Source organism: Halalkalibacter oceani, assembly GCF_023715605.1.
Classification (GTDB): Bacteria; Bacillota; Bacilli; order Bacillales; family Bacillaceae_D; genus Halalkalibacter; species Halalkalibacter oceani.
The window spans coordinates 22,964-42,576 of record NZ_JAMBOL010000030.1 but is presented as its reverse complement, the minus strand read 5'-3'; the positions used below and the strand labels follow the sequence as shown (position 1 = coordinate 42,576).

The 19,613-nt window shown below is 42.9% G+C and carries 16 protein-coding genes and 1 riboswitch; of the genes, 15 read left to right on the top strand and 1 reads right to left on the bottom strand.

What is annotated here, in order from left to right; all coding sequences use genetic code 11:
* The first annotated feature begins 277 nt into the window (after positions 1-277).
* The 11 genes from M3202_RS19265 (at position 278) to M3202_RS19215 (ending at position 13,550) form a co-directional block, all read left to right on the top strand.
* Positions 278-742, top strand: a complete 465-nt coding sequence (locus M3202_RS19265; protein WP_251224857.1) for a GyrI-like domain-containing protein — start codon at positions 278-280, stop codon at positions 740-742.
* A gap of 77 nt (positions 743-819) precedes the next feature.
* Positions 820-2,205 carry a 23S rRNA (uracil(1939)-C(5))-methyltransferase RlmD gene (gene rlmD, locus M3202_RS19260; protein WP_251224858.1) on the top strand — a complete coding sequence of 462 codons (1,386 nt, stop codon included), beginning with the start codon at positions 820-822 and terminating at the stop codon, positions 2,203-2,205.
* Positions 2,206-2,463: 258 nt separating this feature from the next.
* A complete protein-coding gene (locus tag M3202_RS19255; protein WP_251224856.1) occupies positions 2,464-2,952 on the top strand; it encodes a hypothetical protein in 489 nt (162 codons plus the stop codon).
* 16 nt (positions 2,953-2,968) lie between these two features.
* Positions 2,969-3,478, top strand: a complete 510-nt coding sequence (locus M3202_RS19250; RefSeq protein WP_251194488.1) for a DUF4652 domain-containing protein — start codon at positions 2,969-2,971, stop codon at positions 3,476-3,478.
* Between the two features lie 374 nt (positions 3,479-3,852).
* The gene (locus tag M3202_RS19245; RefSeq protein WP_251224855.1) at positions 3,853-4,869 is read left to right on the top strand and encodes a Wadjet anti-phage system protein JetD domain-containing protein; all 1,017 of its coding nucleotides are present in this window, start codon (positions 3,853-3,855) and stop codon (positions 4,867-4,869) included.
* Positions 4,866-6,377 (top strand): replicative DNA helicase, encoded by a 1,512-nt coding sequence (locus tag M3202_RS19240; RefSeq protein WP_251224854.1) that lies wholly within the window; start codon positions 4,866-4,868, stop codon positions 6,375-6,377. Before M3202_RS19245 ends, M3202_RS19240 begins: the two co-directional genes overlap by 4 nt.
* Positions 6,367-7,101, top strand: coding sequence for a DUF6063 family protein (locus tag M3202_RS19235; RefSeq protein ID WP_251224853.1), 735 nt, complete (start codon positions 6,367-6,369; stop codon positions 7,099-7,101). Before M3202_RS19240 ends, M3202_RS19235 begins: the two co-directional genes overlap by 11 nt.
* Positions 7,102-11,529 carry a coiled-coil domain-containing protein gene (locus M3202_RS19230; protein WP_251224852.1) on the top strand — a complete coding sequence of 1,476 codons (4,428 nt, stop codon included), beginning with the start codon at positions 7,102-7,104 and terminating at the stop codon, positions 11,527-11,529.
* 312 nt (positions 11,530-11,841) lie between these two features.
* The gene (locus M3202_RS19225) at positions 11,842-12,054 is read left to right on the top strand and encodes a hypothetical protein (RefSeq protein ID WP_251194493.1); all 213 of its coding nucleotides are present in this window, start codon (positions 11,842-11,844) and stop codon (positions 12,052-12,054) included.
* 367 nt (positions 12,055-12,421) lie between these two features.
* Positions 12,422-12,955 (top strand): sigma-70 family RNA polymerase sigma factor, encoded by a 534-nt coding sequence (locus M3202_RS19220; RefSeq protein ID WP_251224851.1) that lies wholly within the window; start codon positions 12,422-12,424, stop codon positions 12,953-12,955.
* Positions 12,936-13,550, top strand: a complete 615-nt coding sequence (locus tag M3202_RS19215) for a hypothetical protein (RefSeq protein WP_251224850.1) — start codon at positions 12,936-12,938, stop codon at positions 13,548-13,550. The genes M3202_RS19220 and M3202_RS19215 overlap by 20 nt, the downstream gene beginning before the upstream one ends.
* A gap of 118 nt (positions 13,551-13,668) precedes the next feature.
* Here the strand turns inward: M3202_RS19215 and M3202_RS22610 are convergent, their stop codons facing one another.
* A complete protein-coding gene (locus M3202_RS22610) occupies positions 13,669-13,926 on the bottom strand; it encodes a hypothetical protein (RefSeq protein WP_349775634.1) in 258 nt (85 codons plus the stop codon).
* Positions 13,927-14,085: 159 nt separating this feature from the next.
* Between M3202_RS22610 and M3202_RS22605 the strand changes: the two genes are divergently transcribed.
* The 4 genes from M3202_RS22605 to thiC all read left to right on the top strand — a co-directional run bounded on the left by M3202_RS22605 (position 14,086) and on the right by thiC (position 19,496).
* Positions 14,086-14,331 carry a TetR-like C-terminal domain-containing protein gene (locus M3202_RS22605; protein WP_251194497.1) on the top strand — a complete coding sequence of 82 codons (246 nt, stop codon included), beginning with the start codon at positions 14,086-14,088 and terminating at the stop codon, positions 14,329-14,331.
* Positions 14,332-14,508: 177 nt separating this feature from the next.
* Entirely contained in the window at positions 14,509-15,987 is a 1,479-nt protein-coding gene (locus M3202_RS19200; protein ID WP_251224849.1) for an aldehyde dehydrogenase family protein, read from the top strand.
* A 172-nt stretch (positions 15,988-16,159) separates the two neighbouring features.
* Entirely contained in the window at positions 16,160-17,359 is a 1,200-nt protein-coding gene (locus M3202_RS19195) for an MFS transporter (protein ID WP_251224848.1), read from the top strand.
* A gap of 64 nt (positions 17,360-17,423) precedes the next feature.
* A riboswitch (TPP riboswitch) is annotated at positions 17,424-17,538 on the top strand.
* 173 nt (positions 17,539-17,711) lie between these two features.
* Complete coding sequence (gene thiC / locus M3202_RS19190) at positions 17,712-19,496, top strand: phosphomethylpyrimidine synthase ThiC (protein WP_251224847.1); 1,785 nt, start codon at positions 17,712-17,714, stop codon at positions 19,494-19,496.
* Positions 19,497-19,613: the final 117 nt, after the last annotated feature.

The window sequence follows — 19,613 nt, the reverse complement described above, 5'->3', positions numbered from 1 at the left end:
GGCTTATTGAACATCCTTTTTCCGTTAAGCAGAGTAAGTAATGTTCGAATCAATTGTTCTTGATAGTTTATAAAAGATAATAAATAGGTTATAATTTGAGGGTACAAGATTGTCACTTCCTTTATTTGGGGATTTAGTGTCGGTGTGGTAACCTCACTATTGCCTAAATTTCAGGGGGTGGCAACTTTTTTGCTTAAAAAACCCTCTATCAAGGTATTTTATAGCCTATTTCTTATAAAAGTTTTGACAATACGATTGAAAATGGAGGGGGAGTATCATGGAGATTCAAGTAGTGACGCTAGAAAATCTTTATGTAGTCGGCTTCGCGTGGAGTGGTCCATATGCGAATTCGTCTGAAATTCCGCTTTTATTCTCGCAATTTGAGCAGCGTCTTGCTGAAATCGAAGCTCCTGTCACTACGGAATGGATTTATGCGCCATTTCATAGCCGTGAAACGGAATTCACCTATTACGTCACCTTGGCTGTTGATGAACTGTGGACGATGCCAAGCGGGATGACAGGCTTTCAGATTCCGGGAAAATCGTACGCGAAAGCAACGCATCAAGGCCCGGCTGCTGAAGTCACCGCCACTTACCGCACGATGTTTTCCTGGATAAAGGAGAACGGCTATCGGCAGAACCCGAGCGCATTAACGATAGAACGCTATGACCGCAGCAGAGACAACGCCTCGAAAGAATATCTTCAGTACGACATTTATCTTCCATTGCAGAAAAAAGACTAAAACCGGCAGAAAAGAAACCGCTCCTTGATTTGTGGTACAATAATGAGCAGAAATTTGACCAAAAAGGACGGACAAACATGATAAAACAACAGCCACCTGTACAAAAGAATCAACAGCTTACAGTGAAAATAGAAGATCTGACCCACGAAGGCGCGGGAGTAGCCAAGGTTGAGGGCTACACGCTCTTTGTTCCAAAAGCGCTCCCCGGTGAGGTCGTGCATATAAAAGTTATCAAAACAAACAAAGGCTACGGCTTTGCCCGCCTGCTCAGCATCGAAACAGCCAGTCCGGATCGCGTCGAACCCTCCTGTCCCATCTATCAACAATGCGGCGGCTGTCAGCTGCAGCATCTCGGCTACGACGCCCAGCTTCGCGTCAAGCAAAAGCAGGTCAAGGATGTGCTGGAACGGATTGGTGGGATTACCGGCATTCCAGTTCATCCGACGCTCGGCATGGACGAGCCATGGCGCTACCGCAACAAATCACAGGTTCCTGTCGGAGAACGGGAAGGCGGACTGATTGCCGGCTTCTATCAGGAGCGCAGCCATCGGATCATTGATATGGATGAATGCTTGATTCAGCATGAAGAAAATGACGCCATCATCCGTACAGTGAAGCAGATCGCCAAGGAGCTCGGCATTCGCGGCTATGACGAAGACAAGCACCGCGGCACGTTGCGCCATGTCGTCGCCCGCTACGGCAAACAGACCGGGGACATCATGGTCGTCCTCATTACGAGAGGCAAAGAGCTGCCAAAAAAGCAGCAGCTGATTGAGGCAATTAAAAGCAAAATCCCTAATCTGAAATCAATTGTTCACAACATCAATTCAAAGCGGACCAACGTCATTTTTGGCGACGAAACACGCGTCCTCTGGGGCGATGAATACATTTACGATTCGATCGGCGAGATCAAATTCGCGATTTCAGCGCGCTCCTTCTATCAGGTCAATCCCGAGCAAACGAAGGTGCTCTACGACAAAGCGCTCGAATACGCCGACTTAAGCGGCAGCGAAACCGTCATCGACGCCTACTGCGGCATCGGCACGATTTCCCTTTTCCTCGCCCAGCGCGCCAAGCACGTCTACGGCGTCGAAATCGTACCCGACGCCATCGCCGACGCCAAGCGCAACGCCCGGCTCAACGGCATCACCAACGCCGAATTTGCCGTCGGCGAAGCGGAGAAGATCATGCCCTGGTGGTACGCCCAAGGCATCCGGCCCGACGTCATCGTCGTCGACCCGCCGCGCAAAGGCTGCGACCTGGCCCTGCTTGAGACGATGCTCAACATGAAGCCGAAGCGCGTCGTCTACGTCTCCTGCAACCCCGCCACTCTCGCCCGCGACCTGAAGGTGCTCGAAGAAGGCGGCTACACGACGAAGGAAGTACAGCCGGTTGATATGTTTCCTCAGAGTACGCACGTCGAGTGCGTGGTAAGAATGGAGCGAGAGGAGGAAGCAAATTGAAAGTACAAGATAAATGGTTAGCTATTCCTGAAGAGATAAGACTAAAACTACTCCACAAATGTTTGGTGTGGAAAATGTAAAGAAGCAGTAGAGATTGTTGAGTATGAAATGAAAGAGCATGAAATTGGTTTGATTTTAGAAGGGAAATGTAAGAAGTGCGGACATCATGTAGCAAGAGTGGTGGAGGATTAAAAAGTATTAGAAGAGCATCTGCACAGTAGTGTGGGTGCTTTTTGTAAAACCAGGATAAGGAAATATATGGAACGAAAGGAAACAAAACTAACTGGGGAGGGGTTTACTTTGATAAAATGGGATGAAGTAAGTGGAACTAATTTTGAGCTGTTTTTGTTTAATGTATTAGGCAGATGCAACTTTAAAAACAGAGAATGGCATGGGGAATACGGCAGTGATAAAGGAAGAGATATTGTGGCCTTTACATATGAAGAGCTACCATTTAAATTAGGATATGAACGAAAATGGATATTTCAATGTAAGAAAAGAAAGAAAATGCCGCATATAACGGAGATAACAAATGATATGATTAAAGCAGGAACCCACAATCCAGATTTATGGGTCTTGGTATTGTCGTTTAATCCAACCTCTAATCAAATGGATACTATTTACGAGAATACTGGTAAGTATTTAAAGGAGGCAAAATGCCGTATACTGACATTAACAGAGGTAGAGGAAATTTGTTATGAAAACCCTGATTTAACAGATATATTGTATTATGGAGAATTAAAATAAGGAGGAGGCGGACTACATGTTTGATATTAAGTTCAATTCGAAAACAGAAACCGTGGAATTAGTATATCCAAATGGAAATACAGAAGTTCTTGCTGAGGATTCTCCAACAGAACCAGTAGTGTCAGCCGATAAGAAAAAGGCAGTTTACATTTCCCCGTTAGAATGGGAAGAAAGGGGAAATTTATATATCGTCGATCTGCAAAGCGGAGAACAAGAAGTACTGGTTGCTCCAGAAGGAGATTACATTCCTAAAAATGCTATTTGGCAAGATAACAAACGAGTTTTAGTAATTATTGGGTATGGATCTGGAACTGTAAGGGTTGGTGGAAATATCTTTAGCGTAAACATTGAGACGAAAGAAAAAGTGAAAATAACTGATTATAACGATGGTCGTGTTCAAATCCTTGATTTTGAAATTAAAGACGGAATTTTAACGTACACTGGAATTCAATACACAGATAATGACTTTCAGGTAACGAAAACCTATTCAAATAGCATTTCGTTAGACTCATTAATGAGCTATTGACCATTCATGAAAGGTACAAGTAACTTGAAGCGTTTTTATTGTGTAATATACTTGTAAAGCAAGTTCGCACTTCATGTGAGTGCGTGGATTGAAATGATGAATTTGAGATTATCGTTTTATTTATAGGACCAAACTGTTGCGAGTTTCTCGGCAGTGTGGTTAATTTTTTTGTGGATTATTAATTTATTTGAATGAAAATTCAAACTATTTATTGCGGAAAGTAGAATCTTATAATGAATATGATGTTATGCTAGACTGTATAAAAATCATAAAAACTTAATCAATAGACACCATCTTCATTTAATTTTAATTTTATTCCTGTTGTACTATAATGTCACTATATGAGTACATACTAGAAAAGATGGGATGGTGTTATGAGAAACAAATTACTATCAACCCTTGAACTGGCTAAAAAATCGACGATACCGCTTAGTGAATTGGAAGAGGCAGTCGATACTAGAAATACGTACGATGACTTTGCTGCCACGGTTCAAACATTAATTGATGAAGGGTTTTTGGCTGCTGTAAAAAGTCATGGCGTCAATTGGAAAGGGTTGCCGAATCGTTTCCGTATTCAAAAAGGAAAGCTGAAGCAGCCGTTAATTGAAGACATTCAAGAGGTGCAGTTTAAAGTGCATCCTGTCATAGATTTAAGACCTTACTTCTCTTCATCAAAAAAGAAATGGATGGAGGATAAGCCTGCGATATTGAAGATTGATCAGTATTTATCAAAGAATGGGCTGCCTGCTGCCTATGCGAACAGTTCGGAACGTTCCTATGAAATAATGAAGGATGAGAAATGGATTGATGAGAAGGGTGGGAGAGTGCTATTAGAAAAAATTAATATATTTGATAAGTTGAAAATTATGAAAACCCCAGATCCTCTCATGTTTGCGTTACATCCAAACGAACTACTCGCTAATAAACGTGATCATAAACACTTCATCGTAGAAAATAAAGCTACTTACTCCAGTTTAGTAGATTCATTAACAAAGACCCATTTCACAACTCTTATCTACGGCTCAGGCTGGAAAATAGCTTCGAGTTTAGGTCAGCTTTCCTTGCAGCTGGGCCTTACGGATAGGGAGATTCAACATGACTTCTATTATTTCGGCGATTTAGATTATGAAGGAATTCGGATCTTTTATCACCTTTATGAAAAATACAACGTGAAGCTTGCCACGGGTTTTTATGAAAGTTTGCTCCGTAAGCCTTTCTACAAAGGGAAAGGAACTCAAACTAGAAATGAAGCGGCGGTTCAGCACTTTTTGCAATATTTCAGGAAGGCTGACCAGAAGAAAATTGCAGCTATGTTCCAGGAAAATGGTTATTATCCTCAAGAAGCTCTAACGAAAGAAGAGTTACATCATATTTGGAGGAACTCGTTATGAACACACAATTGAAAGGGATAACGGAAAATTACCGTGAACGTATGCAGCGATTAGCGTTATTTGAACCATTATTCCGACTGGAAAATAAGCGGGAGAAGGATGAAAATAATCAACAGGTTGATTACTTCGGTTATGGTCTATTAACCCTTTTATTTTTCTTTGAAAATATGCTAATTCGAAATAAAAAAACGAGTATACAGGATTTGGCCCAGTATTTATATGAATTAAATCAAGGGAAACAGGCCCTCTCCCTTGAAGGCTTTGAAAAAATTGCCCGAAACGTAGTTGAAACGTTTCGACCACCTAGTGGAAAGCGCAATGAAAAATCTTTTTATAATTGGGAAACAAGGGAATATGAAAACGTACATTACTCGATCTTGAAAGCCGATCGAGCAGATGTGAACACGAATACTCAATATTATAAACTCGATGAACAAGGACTGGAACTCGTTTTTGCCACGAAAGAGTACTTTACTGAGTTTCAGCTATCTATTAATCAATTAGTCTTAAGGAAACAGCTTGAAAAAGGGGAATTTGTAGGAGCATTAAGGCAAATCGATGAAATGCATATCGATGTGGAATCGTTAAGAAATCGGATGACTGTCATCAAACATGAAATTCAAAGAAATATCATTTCAGATGAAACATATGAACGTTATAAACAAATGGTAGAGGATATAAATGCCTGTTTAACGAGAGAGAACGAAGAGTTTCGTGAATTACATACATTTGTAAAAGATACGAAGAACCGGTTAGCATACGATATGAACTCGGAAAAAGATCGAAAAGCATATGAACTGATTTTACAGATCGACCGTGAGCTAGGCGAAGTTCACCATATCCATACAATGCTTTTGAAGGAAAGCATTGATTTAAAAACGACAGCTCTGCATGCTGCACAAGAAGCATTGTATTATGTAGGGATTGACTCCTTTAACTTTAAGCAAGAGATCACCGCACCACTTGCAAGCAAGCCTTTACCGTTAGCCGCATCCAAACGCTTAATGGAACCATTTCTCACGATCGAGCAAAATGAGACATGGTCTCCCCTCGTTATTTTTTCAGAGCAACGAATAGAAACACAAGACGGGGTTGAGCGTACTGCCAGCTTTGATGATCTTTCAGATGAGGAGCTGCAGGAACTGGAAAATGCCAAGATTCGAAAACGATTTGGGGAGATTATGACTCTCGTACTAAAGGCAATGGAAGGGAAAGAAACGATAACATTAAAAGAAGTGGTTGAACGGATACGTGAAGAAGAGTTGGACTGGTTAAACAATCCGATTTTTTACCAATTATGGTATGTGATGCATCAACGCTCCCCAATCACCTATGAAAAAACAGAAGATCGGAATGAATCATTATTTGAAGAGGTTTTCGAATTAATTAAATATCAATATTCCTGTATCGAAGTAGAAGAATTACAAGAAATTATAAAAGCGACGGAGCGCTTTTCCATTCAAAACATGGTATTGCGTCTAAGAGTAGGTGGAAATGATGGATTATAGACAAGAAGATGTAATAAAGGCCTTTCAAATATACGCGAACATTAGTCAAAAGGGATATAGTGAGGGTGATGAGCTTAGACTGTATTTAGCAGAAGACAAAGTGCGAGGGTTGGTGGATCAGTTTGCTAAAGAAGTCGATTGTACAATTTTCTCTGTTGGGGAACGTCTTTATTTTGTTCCTTTAGCGCGTAATTCTCCTTTTCATATTTCTAATGATACGTTGAAGAAAACCTATTTTACGGGAAGAACAGTCAACGCAGATATTTATTTTATGTATGTGACGATCATTATCCTTGTTGGAGAGTTCTATGATAGCTACCAAACAACAGAGCCGACACGTGATTTTATTTCCATGAGTGACTGGTTGGAGCAAGTCAATGAGCGGCTGGAAACATTACAAACTATTGATGAAGAGGAATTAAAAGAGCTGGAAAAAGAATATGAATACAACTGGAGTGCGATTATTGAGAAATGGGCAGATATGGATGATTTAAAAGAGACTGCCAAGGCACAGACAGGAAGAACGATTAGTCGACTAAGCTTTCTCCATACAGTGAAACGTTTTTTAGTGGCCCAGGAATTAGTTCAAGAGATCGGAAATGATGAATTACAATTAACAGAAAAAGCGAAAGTGATCGTGCAAAGATATTTTATGGAGCTGGAGTATAACCGGGGAATTTTGGAGTTTATTTATTCGTTTGATCAACGAAAGGAGGAAATGTAGATGCCCTCGATTTCAAAAATTAGATTCACCAATGTTGTCTATGAAGGTGGAGCAAAACGTTATAATGACGATATTTTCCTTTTTGATAGCCATAATGGAGCGATTTTACTTGAAAATGGTGGAGGAAAGACGGTATTTATACAGACCGCGATTCAGGCCATTCTACCTAATGCTGAACTTGCAGAACGTAAAATGAAGGATACTCTTTCCTTAGAATCATCGAGTGCCCATATTGCGATTGAATGGATTATCAATGAAAAGCCGAGGCGCTATGGACTCACCGCTGTTACCTTATTTATGGCGAAAGAAGGAGTAAAATCATATCGGTACACTTATGAGTATGAAGAAGGGGACAAGCATCGAATCGAGGAGCTGCCGTTTGTTAGACAGAGTGTAGATGGCAAGGTACGCCCGGCAAATCGGGATGAGATGAATGAATATTACACTACGATGAAGTCCTCTCATCCATTGAAAGCAAATACATTTGATACGGTAAAGGGCTATCATCAATATTTAGAGGAACGATTTAAAATCATTGCTTCGGAATGGAAAAAAATTGCGGTTATTAATAGCTCAGAAGGGGGAGTGGAGAGCTTTTTTGATGGCTGTAAAACGACTTCCCAGCTTGTTGACCAGCTGCTGATCCCGACAGTAGAAGAAGCGATTGCTGGCAAAGGCTCTATTGATTTTGTTCAAACCTTTGAGAAACAGCGTGAGCATTTTAAAGCACATAAACGGTTAAGACGAGTGATCGAAGAGAATAAACAAGTTGAAAAGCAAATTGCAAATTATGTCTCTTCCTTTAAACAATTAGATGAAGTTGAAAGACAACTAGAAGAACAAAAGGTAAATGCGAAAGCTCTATATCTTCATACGAAGCAAGAACAAGGAGAGACGAAAGCAACTTTATCAAAAATACAAACGAACATGGAAGAGTGGCAAGCTGAGAAGAAAGAGTGGGAACGAAGGGAGAAATCCTATAAAATCACACTTTTAGAGCAAAAAAGAGATGAAGCCTTTGAAAAATATAAAATGGACCAGGATGAATTAGAACAGCTGGGACAGGACCTAAAAGAAAAGAAAGCGCGACTAGCACAGCTTAGAGTTTCGAAGGTGAATGCGGAAATAACAAGAAATGAACAATTGCAAAGCCATTTTGTAGAGCAGTTAAGCTCGCTCGAAAGAGATGAAGAAACGCTCGATCTAGAAGAGCAATTAGCGGACAATACCGCTTATTTGAAAGGGTATTTCCTTAATGAGGAAGAGAAAATTCAAGAACATATAAAGCAAATAGAGTTGCAGCAAGGGAGGAAAAAGGATGAAATTGCTATAGAAGAAAAGGGATTACGTAGTCTCGAAAAGGAAGCAAGAAGCTGGCAACTAAAAGAAACGGATTACAATGGGAAGAAAGAGTTAGTCGAAAAAGATATGAAAGAGATTGCAAAAGAGATTTTGTCTAATCCTCTAAAAGAAAGAGTAGAGGATGAATTTCCAAAATGGGAGCATGATTATCAAAATTACGATAAAGAGATCATCTCTTTTGAAAGCCATATAAAAGATCTGGAGCAAACAAAACGTGAGCTTAAAAATACTTTGCCAAATGTCCAAGCTGAATACGAACATTTCCGCCAAGAAGCAATCACGTACAAACAACAAATAAACGTAATTGAAGACCAGCAAAACGAGATTTTATCTGAAGTGATTGTTCAAATACCTCAATGGCAGCATTACAATTCGATTTATGAAAAAGAAGAAACGATGATTGCTCAGCTTGAGGAAAAAGTTGAGAAGTTGTCAAGAGAAAAAGAAGAGCTGTTATTTAGAGAAAGACAAGCAACAAGGTTTGCAGATGACTATGAAAACAATGCAACCTTCACGGCAGATCCGAAACTTGAAACTTGGAAAAATCGTTGGCGAAATCAGTTTGCATATCTTGAACTGGGGGCTGATTTTGTTCAGCAGGCTGCCCGTTCGTTGGGAGGTGCGGTGGAGGATTATCATTCTATTTATCCGTATTGGGCAATTACGTTTATTGTAACTCAATCAGAAAAGACGAAATTACGAGAGAAGCTACTTTCCGTTGAAAGGGAGATGACCCATCCAGTCTATATTTGCACCGAGGAAGAAGCCCGGCTGCTCATTCGTGGTGAGAAAGAACCCAGTGACCAGCATATTTTTCCTCGTATTTGGAAGGAAAATCTATCTAATGAGAAGTTTAATCATTGGAAAATTGAGGTTCAAACGTTAGCCGATGAATCAAAGGGAGAACGGACGAAAAAAGAAACAGAGCTTCACAGCTGGAGAACGATTTTGTCAAAGGTTCGTGAATTTGTGATGAAGTACCCGTATGAACAGTATGCTGAGTTAAAAGAACAGTTTAAATCAGCTTCTGATGAAGAAGCGAAACAAAAAAGAGTATTACATGAACGAACTACACAAATTGAACAGAAAGAAAAAGAGACAGTGGACTATCAAAAGCGATTATCCGAAGCTAAAGATATCTATCAAGGTTTAGAAGCAAGGCTCTCGAAAGGAAGAAATTACTTTACGAAAAAGAAAGACTTTGAGTTTTTTAAGCAGGAACTTACAAAGATTCGAGAAGAAATGGATAAAGTATCTAGAAAGTTAGAACGAACAGAAAGACTTCTTTCAAATCTGAACGAAGAACTGAATGAAATAGAAGCTCAATTAGCTTTGGCTAAGGAGCCATTATATGAGTTAAAGGGCGATGCCTATTATAAAGAAGTCATTGACGCACAACCAAAATACGCGACGAAAAGCTTGGAACTTTTAGTAAAAGAACGCAAATCGCTGAGTAATAAGTTACAGGATAGGCAACAAGGAAGAGAAATATTAGAAAGTAATCTGCAAAATGCCAGGGAGAAGCTTAAGGAGCTAACGAAAGAAAAGACATTGTTACTACAACAATATGGAATCGTGGATGCAATCGAATTTCCAGCTCATGGCGATGAAGAAATCATCCGGCTTAGTCAGTTAATTAGGAAACAAGAAGAAAGAATGGAGTCATTGAAACCTAAAGTGGATCGACTTTGGGAAGAGTGGAATAAAGCAAAAAATGAATATGACCTTCGGAAAGGTGATTTTCATCAAATCTATCAGGAAATCGAAGTGTTTAAACAGTCTCTAACCCAGGTAAAGGAACAGCTTGAGATAGAGCGCAAAAGTTTGGAGGAAAGATATCAGTTTTTTACGAGTGAACTAAAGAGATATCAGACTGTAGAGAAGATCATTGAGAAAGCGATTGTAGAATTAGAGAAGCAAGATATGCGCTTTGCTTTTTTACATGAAAATATCCGTAAACATCTGTTAGAAGAGCAAATTAAAAACGATTATGCGTATAAGCGAATGGAGATGATTTCGGAGCTAGTGAAAACCCTCACCTCAATACAAGAGAAAGTGACGTCTCTGGAAAAAAGAAGAATTGAAGAAAAAGGACATTTCGTTAAATTTTGTAATAATAACATTATAGACATTAAACTACGAAATACATGTATCACAGGGATTGAACACAAAACGACATATGACGATGTGATCGAGTGGCAAGAAAAAATGAGCGATCGGATTTATCGCACCGTAAAGATTGCCGAGGAAGATATGAGGGAGCATGATAAGCAATTACAACAATTCATTTCCCATCTGCATCTTTATCTACAAACCATTGCAGATGAATTAAGGTTAATCCCAAAGCAGACGCGTGTGAAAGTGGAGGATAAAACAAAAGACATTTATATCTTCTCTGTTCCAGATTGGGATGAGCAAGAAGGGAAGGAAGCCCTCCGACATCATATCGATTGGATGGTGATACAGCTAGACAAAGATGAATATAAAGGTGATGAAGGACAAGAAGATGAGTCACTTATTCGCAAACAAATCGAAAAATGGCTTCATACGAAACAGCTACTGAAGAATGTGATGAAAGAAAAAGACATCAGTGTAAAGTGTAGAAAAGTAAGCAATGATGGGAAAGTGAGTGGTGCACTGACTAGCTGGGAAAAATCAAATGCCTGGTCCGGTGGAGAAAAATGGAGTAAAAACATGACGCTCTTTCTCGGGATTCTGAACTATTTAGCCGAAAAGAGGGTCCCCCTTCAAGGAAACCAAAAGCGTCATCGAACAGTCATTGTTGACAATCCATTTGGAAAAGCATCAAGTGACCATGTGCTGGACCCAGTATTCTTTATTGCCGAACAATTAGGCTTTCAAATGATCGCTCTAACTGCCCATGCTGAAGGAAAGTTTATTCGCAAATACTTTCCTGTTATTTATAGCTGTCGTCTTAGAGACTCGGCAAGCGGTGAAACACAGATCATGACCAAAAATAAAGAAATCCGAACCGCATTTTTTAAAGATAATGATCCTGAAGCAATGGTAAGATTAGGAGAACAGGAGCAGATGACGTTGTTTTGATTTATGGGAGAAGGACAGAAAGCAGAGGACATCCACCGCTCTTGAAATAGACTCCGCTTTCTGCGGGAAGCTGTTGAGCCTCCACGTGCTTGCTACTTGAGGGTCTCAACGTTGCTTTTCCTTAAGAGACTGAAAAAGATGGAAGATGCAATGCATTCCTTCACATCAACAAATGTAGTGGAATGTTTTTCGGCAGGAGCTAAGGTTGCAGCCGATTTAGGGGCTGAAGCGGGAATGGAAATTTATGATCAAGGTTAGTTGTTAGTCGATTTAAGTAGACAGTGAGAATAGCAAATCGGGGGAGTGACTGCGATGAAATTCGGAATGCGCAAACCGAGTCTTAAAAAGCGTATTGCTGCTAGGACAAGCATTAAAAGACAAGTCGTTCAACGAGCTGGTTTGAAAATGCCAAGAGGGTACGGTTGGTTGCGAAGTCCGAAAAGATATGCTTACAACAAGGTTTATCGGAAAACAAGTTTTGATATTTTTAAACTAATGAAGAAGCTGTTAAAAAGCAGGAAATAGTACAGTTGATTCATTTAGAGGCTCATCTGTTTGTAAATTCCTATAACGTTTTTTCTCAATACTATTCCGTGAGATTTGTTGTAACAGTGAGGGTGACTATAAAGGAGATTATTCATTAAGTGTGCGGATCGAAAAAGAGAATGGGGAGGCAGAGCCATTTATTGAAATACGCGACAACGAAAAATAGTTACCTAATGGCGAGTTAGGAATTTTATGGAAACTAAGTAAATATAAAGATGTACGGATGAGCGTGCAAGAGAGAGGTTGTTCCATAAGGGGCCACCTCTTTCTTGCTATTCTGATCGCCTTAGAATGAAACCTTTCTCTCCCCGCAGTCGTCAAAGGATTGGATAAAGGGGGTGGAGTGGTGGAGAAAGCAGAGAAGGATCGTTTGTTGGAAGAGTTGATGATCGCCTATGGGGATGAGCTGCTGAGGCTGGCCTTTGCATATGTGAGAGAGAAAGAGCTGGCAAAGGATCTTGTGCAAAATACGTTTGTTAAATGTTATGAAAACCTTGAAGCGTTTCGCTATGAGGCGCAAATAAGGACCTGGCTTTATCGGATTGCGATTAATGAGTGCAAGGATTATCTGAAAAGCTGGCACTATCGCAAGGTGCAAGTAAAGGATATTCTGCTTCACTACCGTTTCACCACTTCTTCAGTGGAACAGAAGGTGATGAAGAATGCGAATGATCAAGAGCTGAGAGAGATGGTTTTCTCCTTGCCGCCTAAATACAGGGAAGTGATCAGTCTTTATTATTTTCATTCATTGAAAATTGGAGAAATCGCCGAGGTGACGCGGCTTCATGTAAATACGGTAAAAACCCGTCTCAGGAGAGCGAAGCAACAGCTGAAAAGCAAGCTGGAGGAGGGGGAAAACGATGGACAGAAGAAAGGATGAGCATGGGCTGCGCTTTACAGAGGAGGATCGCAAGAAAGTGTTTCAAAAAATTAAGGAACAGGAGGCCGGCAATGGTGATCAACCGGGGGGAACGATTGCTGCAAGGCTGAAAAAGGCTGTTCCGCTTTCGGCATCGATCATTGTCCTCATTCTCTTCGCCGGGCTGCTTCTTCTAACCATCAACGAGAGCCTGTTTACGCAAACCGGGCAAGCGCCCTCCTCAGAAGAAGAGGCTTGGATTGAAGACATCGAAGAACTGTCCTTTATTTGGGCAAATGCGTTAAAAGAGCGGGACGGAAAGCCGCGTTATGAGATGATGTCTGCCGAAGCAAAAGAAAAATTTATCGAGGAACAGAAGACTGTTAGTGGAACGGACTGGAACTATGTCCTTTGCTGCTCAAGCCCATGGGTTGTGGAATTTGAGATAGAGCGGAAAGACGAGCATTCGGTGATGATCACATATCTCACGCAAACGAGCGAACCGCGTTACTACAAAAGTGTAGAAGTGATTTCTTTTCGTGAGGAGAATGGCAGGGCCGTAGTCGATGAGTATGAGACAGTGTTAGAAGATGAAGAGGTAAGGGAAGCCGAATAAGTGCTCTTAAGCAAAGGGCAAAACCCGCAAAATCAGGCAACGGCTACGCTTATTACGAAAAAGCTGCTGAAAACGTACGATTTTCAGCAGCTTCTTCACAACGGATTTGTGTCTGCTTTTACGATCTGCTTGCCGTTTGTTCCTTTGCATCAAGGATCTCCCCGGAAGCCTGGCTCGCGCGCTTAATAAAGAAGGAGAGAACCAAACTAATAAAGCCGAGAAGAAGAATGGTGAAATAAGCGTCATTGATTCCCTGAATGGAGGCTTCCATTAGCAGGTGGCTTTCTTCTCCAGCATTTGCCGCGCCTGTTGTCATTTTTTCGAGGTGAGTATTTGTTCTGCTTGTCATAATCGTTACGAGCAAAGATGTCCCCATGGCGCCGGCTACTTGTCTAACTGTATTGGAAATCGCCGTGCCGTGGGCATGAAGGCTTTGCCGGAAGCTGATTTAGCCCTGCTGTCTGAACCGGCATCAAAAACAGCGCCATCCCAATTCGACTGCCAGTATACAACAGAATAAGGAAGGCATAAGGCGTTGCATCGGTCAGGTCGGTATAGCCGAGCGTTGCATAAGGATAATGGCGAAGAGAGCAAGGGACGTGAATCCAAGCTGCTGAAGGCCGGAATTCAAATGGAGGTTTTCATCTGGTATGATTCTGCCGCTTTAATCGGAACGATCGTCGCCTGGCTGAAAAACGACATGCCGTACACCCCGGCCTTTTTAGCGAAACAAATTTATTTGATTCATAACCGGGCGTGGAACAAGGTAGAGGAAGGGTAACGAAGCAGGATAGTTGACTCGACCGAGATCTTTTTCTATAGTTGCTATAGCAACAAAGAAAATTGACCGCTGCCATATATTCTCAATTGATGATGAGTATAGAGGCGAAAGAGGGAGGAACAAACTACACATAATGTAGTCAATTATATCCTGTCTCTTTAGAAAGGACGGTCAAGCATGTCAGATCAAGCATTTATAGCTGAAGCGATTATTAATGGTGAAAAAATAAGGTCGGAAAAGCAGGCCCCTCGTGAAAACCCGACCCGGCCGAGTGAGATTGTCGGTTACGCGCCGGTTAATACCCGTGAGGAGGCCGTCCAGGCGATAGAGGCGGCTTACGGCGCTTTTCCGGGTTGGACGGAAACGGCGATAGACGAGCGGATCGAGCGGATGAAAAGCGCGATTCAGAGGATGAAAGAGGCCGCGCCGGACATTGCGCATCTCTTATCAAAGGAACACGGAAAGCCGCTGTATGATTCGGAAGGTGAAATCGGTGTTTCACTTGCCTGGATGGAGTTTGCCTGCGAACATGCAAAAGAAGTATTGAAAAATGAAGTCCAAGAGCATGAGAGTGGGAAAACGATTATCGCCCGGGACGGGATCGGGGTCGTATCGGCGATTACACCGTGGAATTATCCGCTATCCTTGTCAACGATTAAAATTGCCCCGGCTCTTCTGGCGGGGAACACGATGGTGTTGAAGCCGAGTCCGTTAGCGCCTTTAGCTGTCAGCAAAGTCATTGAAATCATCGCCGGCGAGCTGCCAAAGGGTGTTCTGAATCTCGTGCACGGGGAAACGGATGTCGGTGTCGAATTGACGTCGAATCCGAAGGTGGCGAAAATTGCCTTTACGGGAGGAACGGAGACCGCGAAGCATATCATGAAAGCCGCTGCCGATACGATCAAGAAGATGACGCTTGAGTTGGGTGGAAATGATGCGGCGGTTGTTTTAGAGGACTTCGATGTTGAGGATGAGAGAGCAATGCGGCGCATTGTGATTTCCAACTTTTTAACGGCGGGGCAAATATGTATGATCGCCAAACGAATCTACGTTCACCGTTCCATTTATGACCGCTTTGTTGAGAAGTATATTGAAGCGGCGAATAAATGGATTCGAGTAGGTGACCCGTTTAATAAAGAGGTCACCATCGGCCCGGTGAACAATAAGAAGCAGGCGGAGTATGTCCAGAGCTTAATTGATGGTGCCGAGAGCAAAGGGGCAACAGTGATCAAGCTGGGCAGGATCGTAGATGAAGAGCTGTTCAATGAAGGCTATTTCATGCAGCCGACGGTCGTGCTGGAGGCGGATTATCATGATCCGATCGTGGTCGAGGAGCAGTTTGGCCCAACCGTCCCGATATTACCTTTTGATGATGACAGACATGCGATTGAGCTGGCAAATGATAGTATTTATGGACTGACGAGTTCAGTTTGGGGAGAAGAAGAGCACGCGATTAAGGTGGCGAAGCATATCCAGGCAGGGACGACGATGATTAATACAGCAGCTGTACAAGGGCTGGATGTCCGCTTTCCGTTCGGTGGTGTGAAGCAGTCGGGAATCGGGCGGGAATATGGAAAAGAAGGTCTTCTTGCTTATACGGATACGCATGTTATCAACATACCAAAAAACGGTGAGCTGCCATACATCCCTGAATAAAAAAAGGACGAAGCGTTACGGTTTACAAGCATGGAGAGAGCGCGGGGCTCTTTTCCATGCGGGTAGCGCCCGAAACGATTGTGATAATTTGAGGACTTTTGAGACAGCCCTTGATTCCTCTTTTAATGGCTGTTTTTTTGTTGGAGAAGAATTTGGAAAGAAGTGAAAAGGAATGGGGAAAACAAAGCTTTGGACGAAGGATTTTATTAGTATTTCATTAGCGAGCTTTTTTATCTTTTTAATTTTTTATATGCTGATGGTGACATTGCCGATTTATATTGTGGAGAGCCTGGCGGGCGGAGGTCAATCGATCGGGTTGAACGCCGCTTTATTCGTTATTGCCGCGATTGTCTTTCGGCCATTCGCCGGAAATTGGCTGCAATCAGTCGGACAAAAGAAAACGTTACTAATCGGTACTCTTATTTTTGTAGCAGGTTCATTTTTATACTTTTTTGCCTCGACGATTTTTCTTTTGTTGGTGCTGCGGATTTTGCACGGGGTCGGCTTTGGCATCGCGACGACCGCGACCGGGGGGATTGTCGCCACCGTTATCCCAAGGGAACGGCGTGGAGAAGGAATGGGCTATTATGCGACTTTCATGAATCTTGCCATGGTGATTGGCCCTTTTTTAGGTCTTTCTTTTATTCATTCGTGGGGCTACACTTTTTTAATGGTATTATGCGCCGTTTTTTCTTGTCTTGCCCTCATCTGTGCATTGCTTGTCAACGTAGCGGATAAAAGCGCGGCTTCCGCAGAAGTGGCCGCGGTCAAACAGCGGGTTAGTCTCGCTCAATTTTTTGAAAAAAGAACGTTCCCGATTGCGATTGTTGCTTTTGTTCTGGCATTTGTTTATTCAGGCGTCCTTTCGTTTATCTCGGTTTATGCCGAAGAGCTGAATCTGATTCAGGCTTCGAGCTTTTTCTTTGTCGTCTACGCAACCTTTCTGTTAATTTCCAGACCATTTACAGGCCGCTGGTTTGATTTGTATGGAGAAAATAAAGTGATTTATCCATGCATCATCGTATTTGCTGTCGGCGTTTTGGTTTTGAGCCAAGTGGGATCAGGATGGATGCTCTTGCTCGCCGGAGGGCTGATTGGGCTTGGATTTGGTACGCTGTTTTCAAGCTTTCAGGCAATCGCCATTCAAGCTTCACCGCCTGAACGGGCAGGGGTTGCCACAGCTACGTTTTTTGTATTGTTTGATTCCGGGTTCGCCATCGGTTCATTTCTATTAGGCATTATGGCGACATATTTAGAATATGCCGATATTTATCTGGCCTGCTCTGTCCTTGTCCTATTATCAACGGGGCTCTATTATTTCTTTCATGGAAGAAAAGCCCGCCGGGAAAAAGCTGCTCTTTCCGGTACTTGAACAAATAGTAAAATTTTTCTTTTCATTTGAGCGGGACTTCTGTATACTGAGGGTAAATTGAATAAGCAATAACTGGGGGAGTCCAATGAGGTGGGCTGAGAAAGAAACACGTTGAAGTTTCTTGACCCTTGGGACCTGATCTGGCTCATACCAGCGTGGGGAAGTTAGCATAATAACAGCACATACATCTGTTTGCATGAGCCGGGTCCATTCGTTTACGTGATGGATCCGGCTTTTTAGATAGGCAGCGTCAGTCTGACGATGTCACGCGAAGAAGGCAATGCACAGCCTTCACGCCGTTGTGCCAGATCTCGTCCTTTCACACTTAAAATGTAAAGGAGAGATTTTTTTTATGTCGACATCTTCATTAAACGAAAAAAACATGTCCATTATGTCCAGCTTTGCCGGGAGTAAGAAGGTGTATGTCAATGGCTCCAGGCCCGATCTTAACGTACCGATGAGGGAGATTGAACTGAGTCCGACAACGGGCAGCTTTGGGGAAGAAGAGAACCCTCCTCTCCGTGTTTATGATACGAGTGGGCCGTATACCGATCCAGATTATACAGTGAATATGGAAAAGGGGCTTCCGGCGATTAGACGAGGGTGGATTGAAGAGCGTGGCGATGTGGAGGAATATGAAGGGCGTGAAATCAAGCCGGAGGATAACGGCTATCAGGACAAGGATGATCCAAGAGCGAATCACCGCGTCTTTCCAGGTTTAAAGCGGAAGCCGTTACGCGCGAAAAAAGGACAAAATGTCACCCAGCTGCACTACGCGAAAAAGGGAATCATTACACCTGAGATGGAGTTTATCGCGATCAGGGAGAATCTGAAGCCGGAATTTGTCCGGGAGGAAGTGGCAAGGGGGAGGGCGATTATCCCAGCTAATATCAACCACCCCGAAACGGAGCCGATGATCATCGGACGAAACTTTCATGTGAAAATTAACGCGAATATCGGCAACTCCGCTGTTTCTTCTTCGATTGAGCAAGAGGTTGAAAAAATGACCTGGGCGACCCGTTGGGGGGCCGATACGATAATGGATCTTTCTACAGGAAAAAACATTCATACGACCCGGGAATGGATCATTCGCAACTCGGCGGTTCCGGTCGGGACAGTGCCGATTTATCAGGCGCTGGAAAAAGTGAAAGGAATCGCTGAAGATCTCACATGGGAGGTATACCGCGATACATTGATCGAGCAGGCGGAGCAGGGAGTCGATTATTTCACGATTCATGCTGGCGTCCTTTTACGCTACGTCCCGTTGACAGCGAAGCGCTTAACGGGAATCGTCTCGCGCGGAGGTTCAATCATGGCCCAATGGTGCCTCTACCATCATCAGGAGAATTTCCTGTATACTCATTTTGAAGAAATCTGCGAGATTATGAAGACCTATGACATTGCGTTCTCATTGGGAGACGGCTTGCGTCCGGGGTCGATCGCCGATGCAAATGATGAGGCGCAGTTTGCTGAATTAGAAACGTTGGGAGAATTAACGAAAATCGCCTGGGAGCACGATGTTCAAGTGATGGTCGAAGGACCGGGGCATGTGCCGATGCATTTAATAAAAGAAAATATGGAGAAGCAGCTGGAAGTCTGTCAGGAGGCGCCTTTTTACACGCTTGGCCCGCTGACAACCGACATCGCGCCGGGCTATGACCATATTACATCGGCAATTGGCGCGGCGATGATTGGCTGGTATGGTACAGCGATGCTTTGCTATGTAACGCCAAAGGAGCATCTCGGCCTGCCGAATCGCGATGACGTCCGCGAAGGGGTCATCACCTATAAGATTGCTGCCCATGCCGCGGACTTGGCGAAGGGCCATCCGGGGGCACAGAAAAGGGATGACGCGCTATCAAAAGCCCGCTTTGAATTCCGCTGGCGCGATCAATTTCATTTGGCACTTGATCCCGAACGAGCGCTGGAGTTTCATGATGAAACCTTGCCTGCCGAAGGGGCGAAGACAGCTCATTTCTGCTCGATGTGCGGGCCGAAATTTTGCAGCATGCGGATCTCTCAGGACATTCGCGAATATGCGAAGGAGAACAAGCTTGATACGAAAGAAGCGATTGAGCAAGGGATGAAGGAAAAGGCCGAGGAGTTTAAGCGGTCGAGCGGAAGTGTCTATCAATAAATTGGAGGCTGTCTTTACCGGTTCATAGGACTGGTGAAGGCAGCTTTTTTTTTGCCAGTCTGGATGGGACTTTTTTTATCTATAAAGAAAAAAGGGATAAGACGTGGACAATGAAAA

Coding starts and splice junctions, on each gene's coding strand:
- M3202_RS19265 (WP_251224857.1), top strand. CDS start 278: ATGGAGATTCAAGTAGTGACGCTAGAAAATCTTTATGTAGTCGGCTTC.
- rlmD (WP_251224858.1), top strand. CDS start 820: ATGATAAAACAACAGCCACCTGTACAAAAGAATCAACAGCTTACAGTG.
- M3202_RS19255 (WP_251224856.1), top strand. CDS start 2,464: ATGGAACGAAAGGAAACAAAACTAACTGGGGAGGGGTTTACTTTGATA.
- M3202_RS19250 (WP_251194488.1), top strand. CDS start 2,969: ATGTTTGATATTAAGTTCAATTCGAAAACAGAAACCGTGGAATTAGTA.
- M3202_RS19245 (WP_251224855.1), top strand. CDS start 3,853: ATGAGAAACAAATTACTATCAACCCTTGAACTGGCTAAAAAATCGACG.
- M3202_RS19240 (WP_251224854.1), top strand. CDS start 4,866: ATGAACACACAATTGAAAGGGATAACGGAAAATTACCGTGAACGTATG.
- M3202_RS19235 (WP_251224853.1), top strand. CDS start 6,367: ATGGATTATAGACAAGAAGATGTAATAAAGGCCTTTCAAATATACGCG.
- M3202_RS19230 (WP_251224852.1), top strand. CDS start 7,102: ATGCCCTCGATTTCAAAAATTAGATTCACCAATGTTGTCTATGAAGGT.
- M3202_RS19225 (WP_251194493.1), top strand. CDS start 11,842: ATGAAATTCGGAATGCGCAAACCGAGTCTTAAAAAGCGTATTGCTGCT.
- M3202_RS19215 (WP_251224850.1), top strand. CDS start 12,936: ATGGACAGAAGAAAGGATGAGCATGGGCTGCGCTTTACAGAGGAGGAT.
- M3202_RS22610 (WP_349775634.1), bottom strand. CDS start 13,926: ATGGGGACATCTTTGCTCGTAACGATTATGACAAGCAGAACAAATACT.
- M3202_RS19200 (WP_251224849.1), top strand. CDS start 14,509: ATGTCAGATCAAGCATTTATAGCTGAAGCGATTATTAATGGTGAAAAA.
- M3202_RS19195 (WP_251224848.1), top strand. CDS start 16,160: ATGGGGAAAACAAAGCTTTGGACGAAGGATTTTATTAGTATTTCATTA.
- thiC (WP_251224847.1), top strand. CDS start 17,712: ATGTCGACATCTTCATTAAACGAAAAAAACATGTCCATTATGTCCAGC.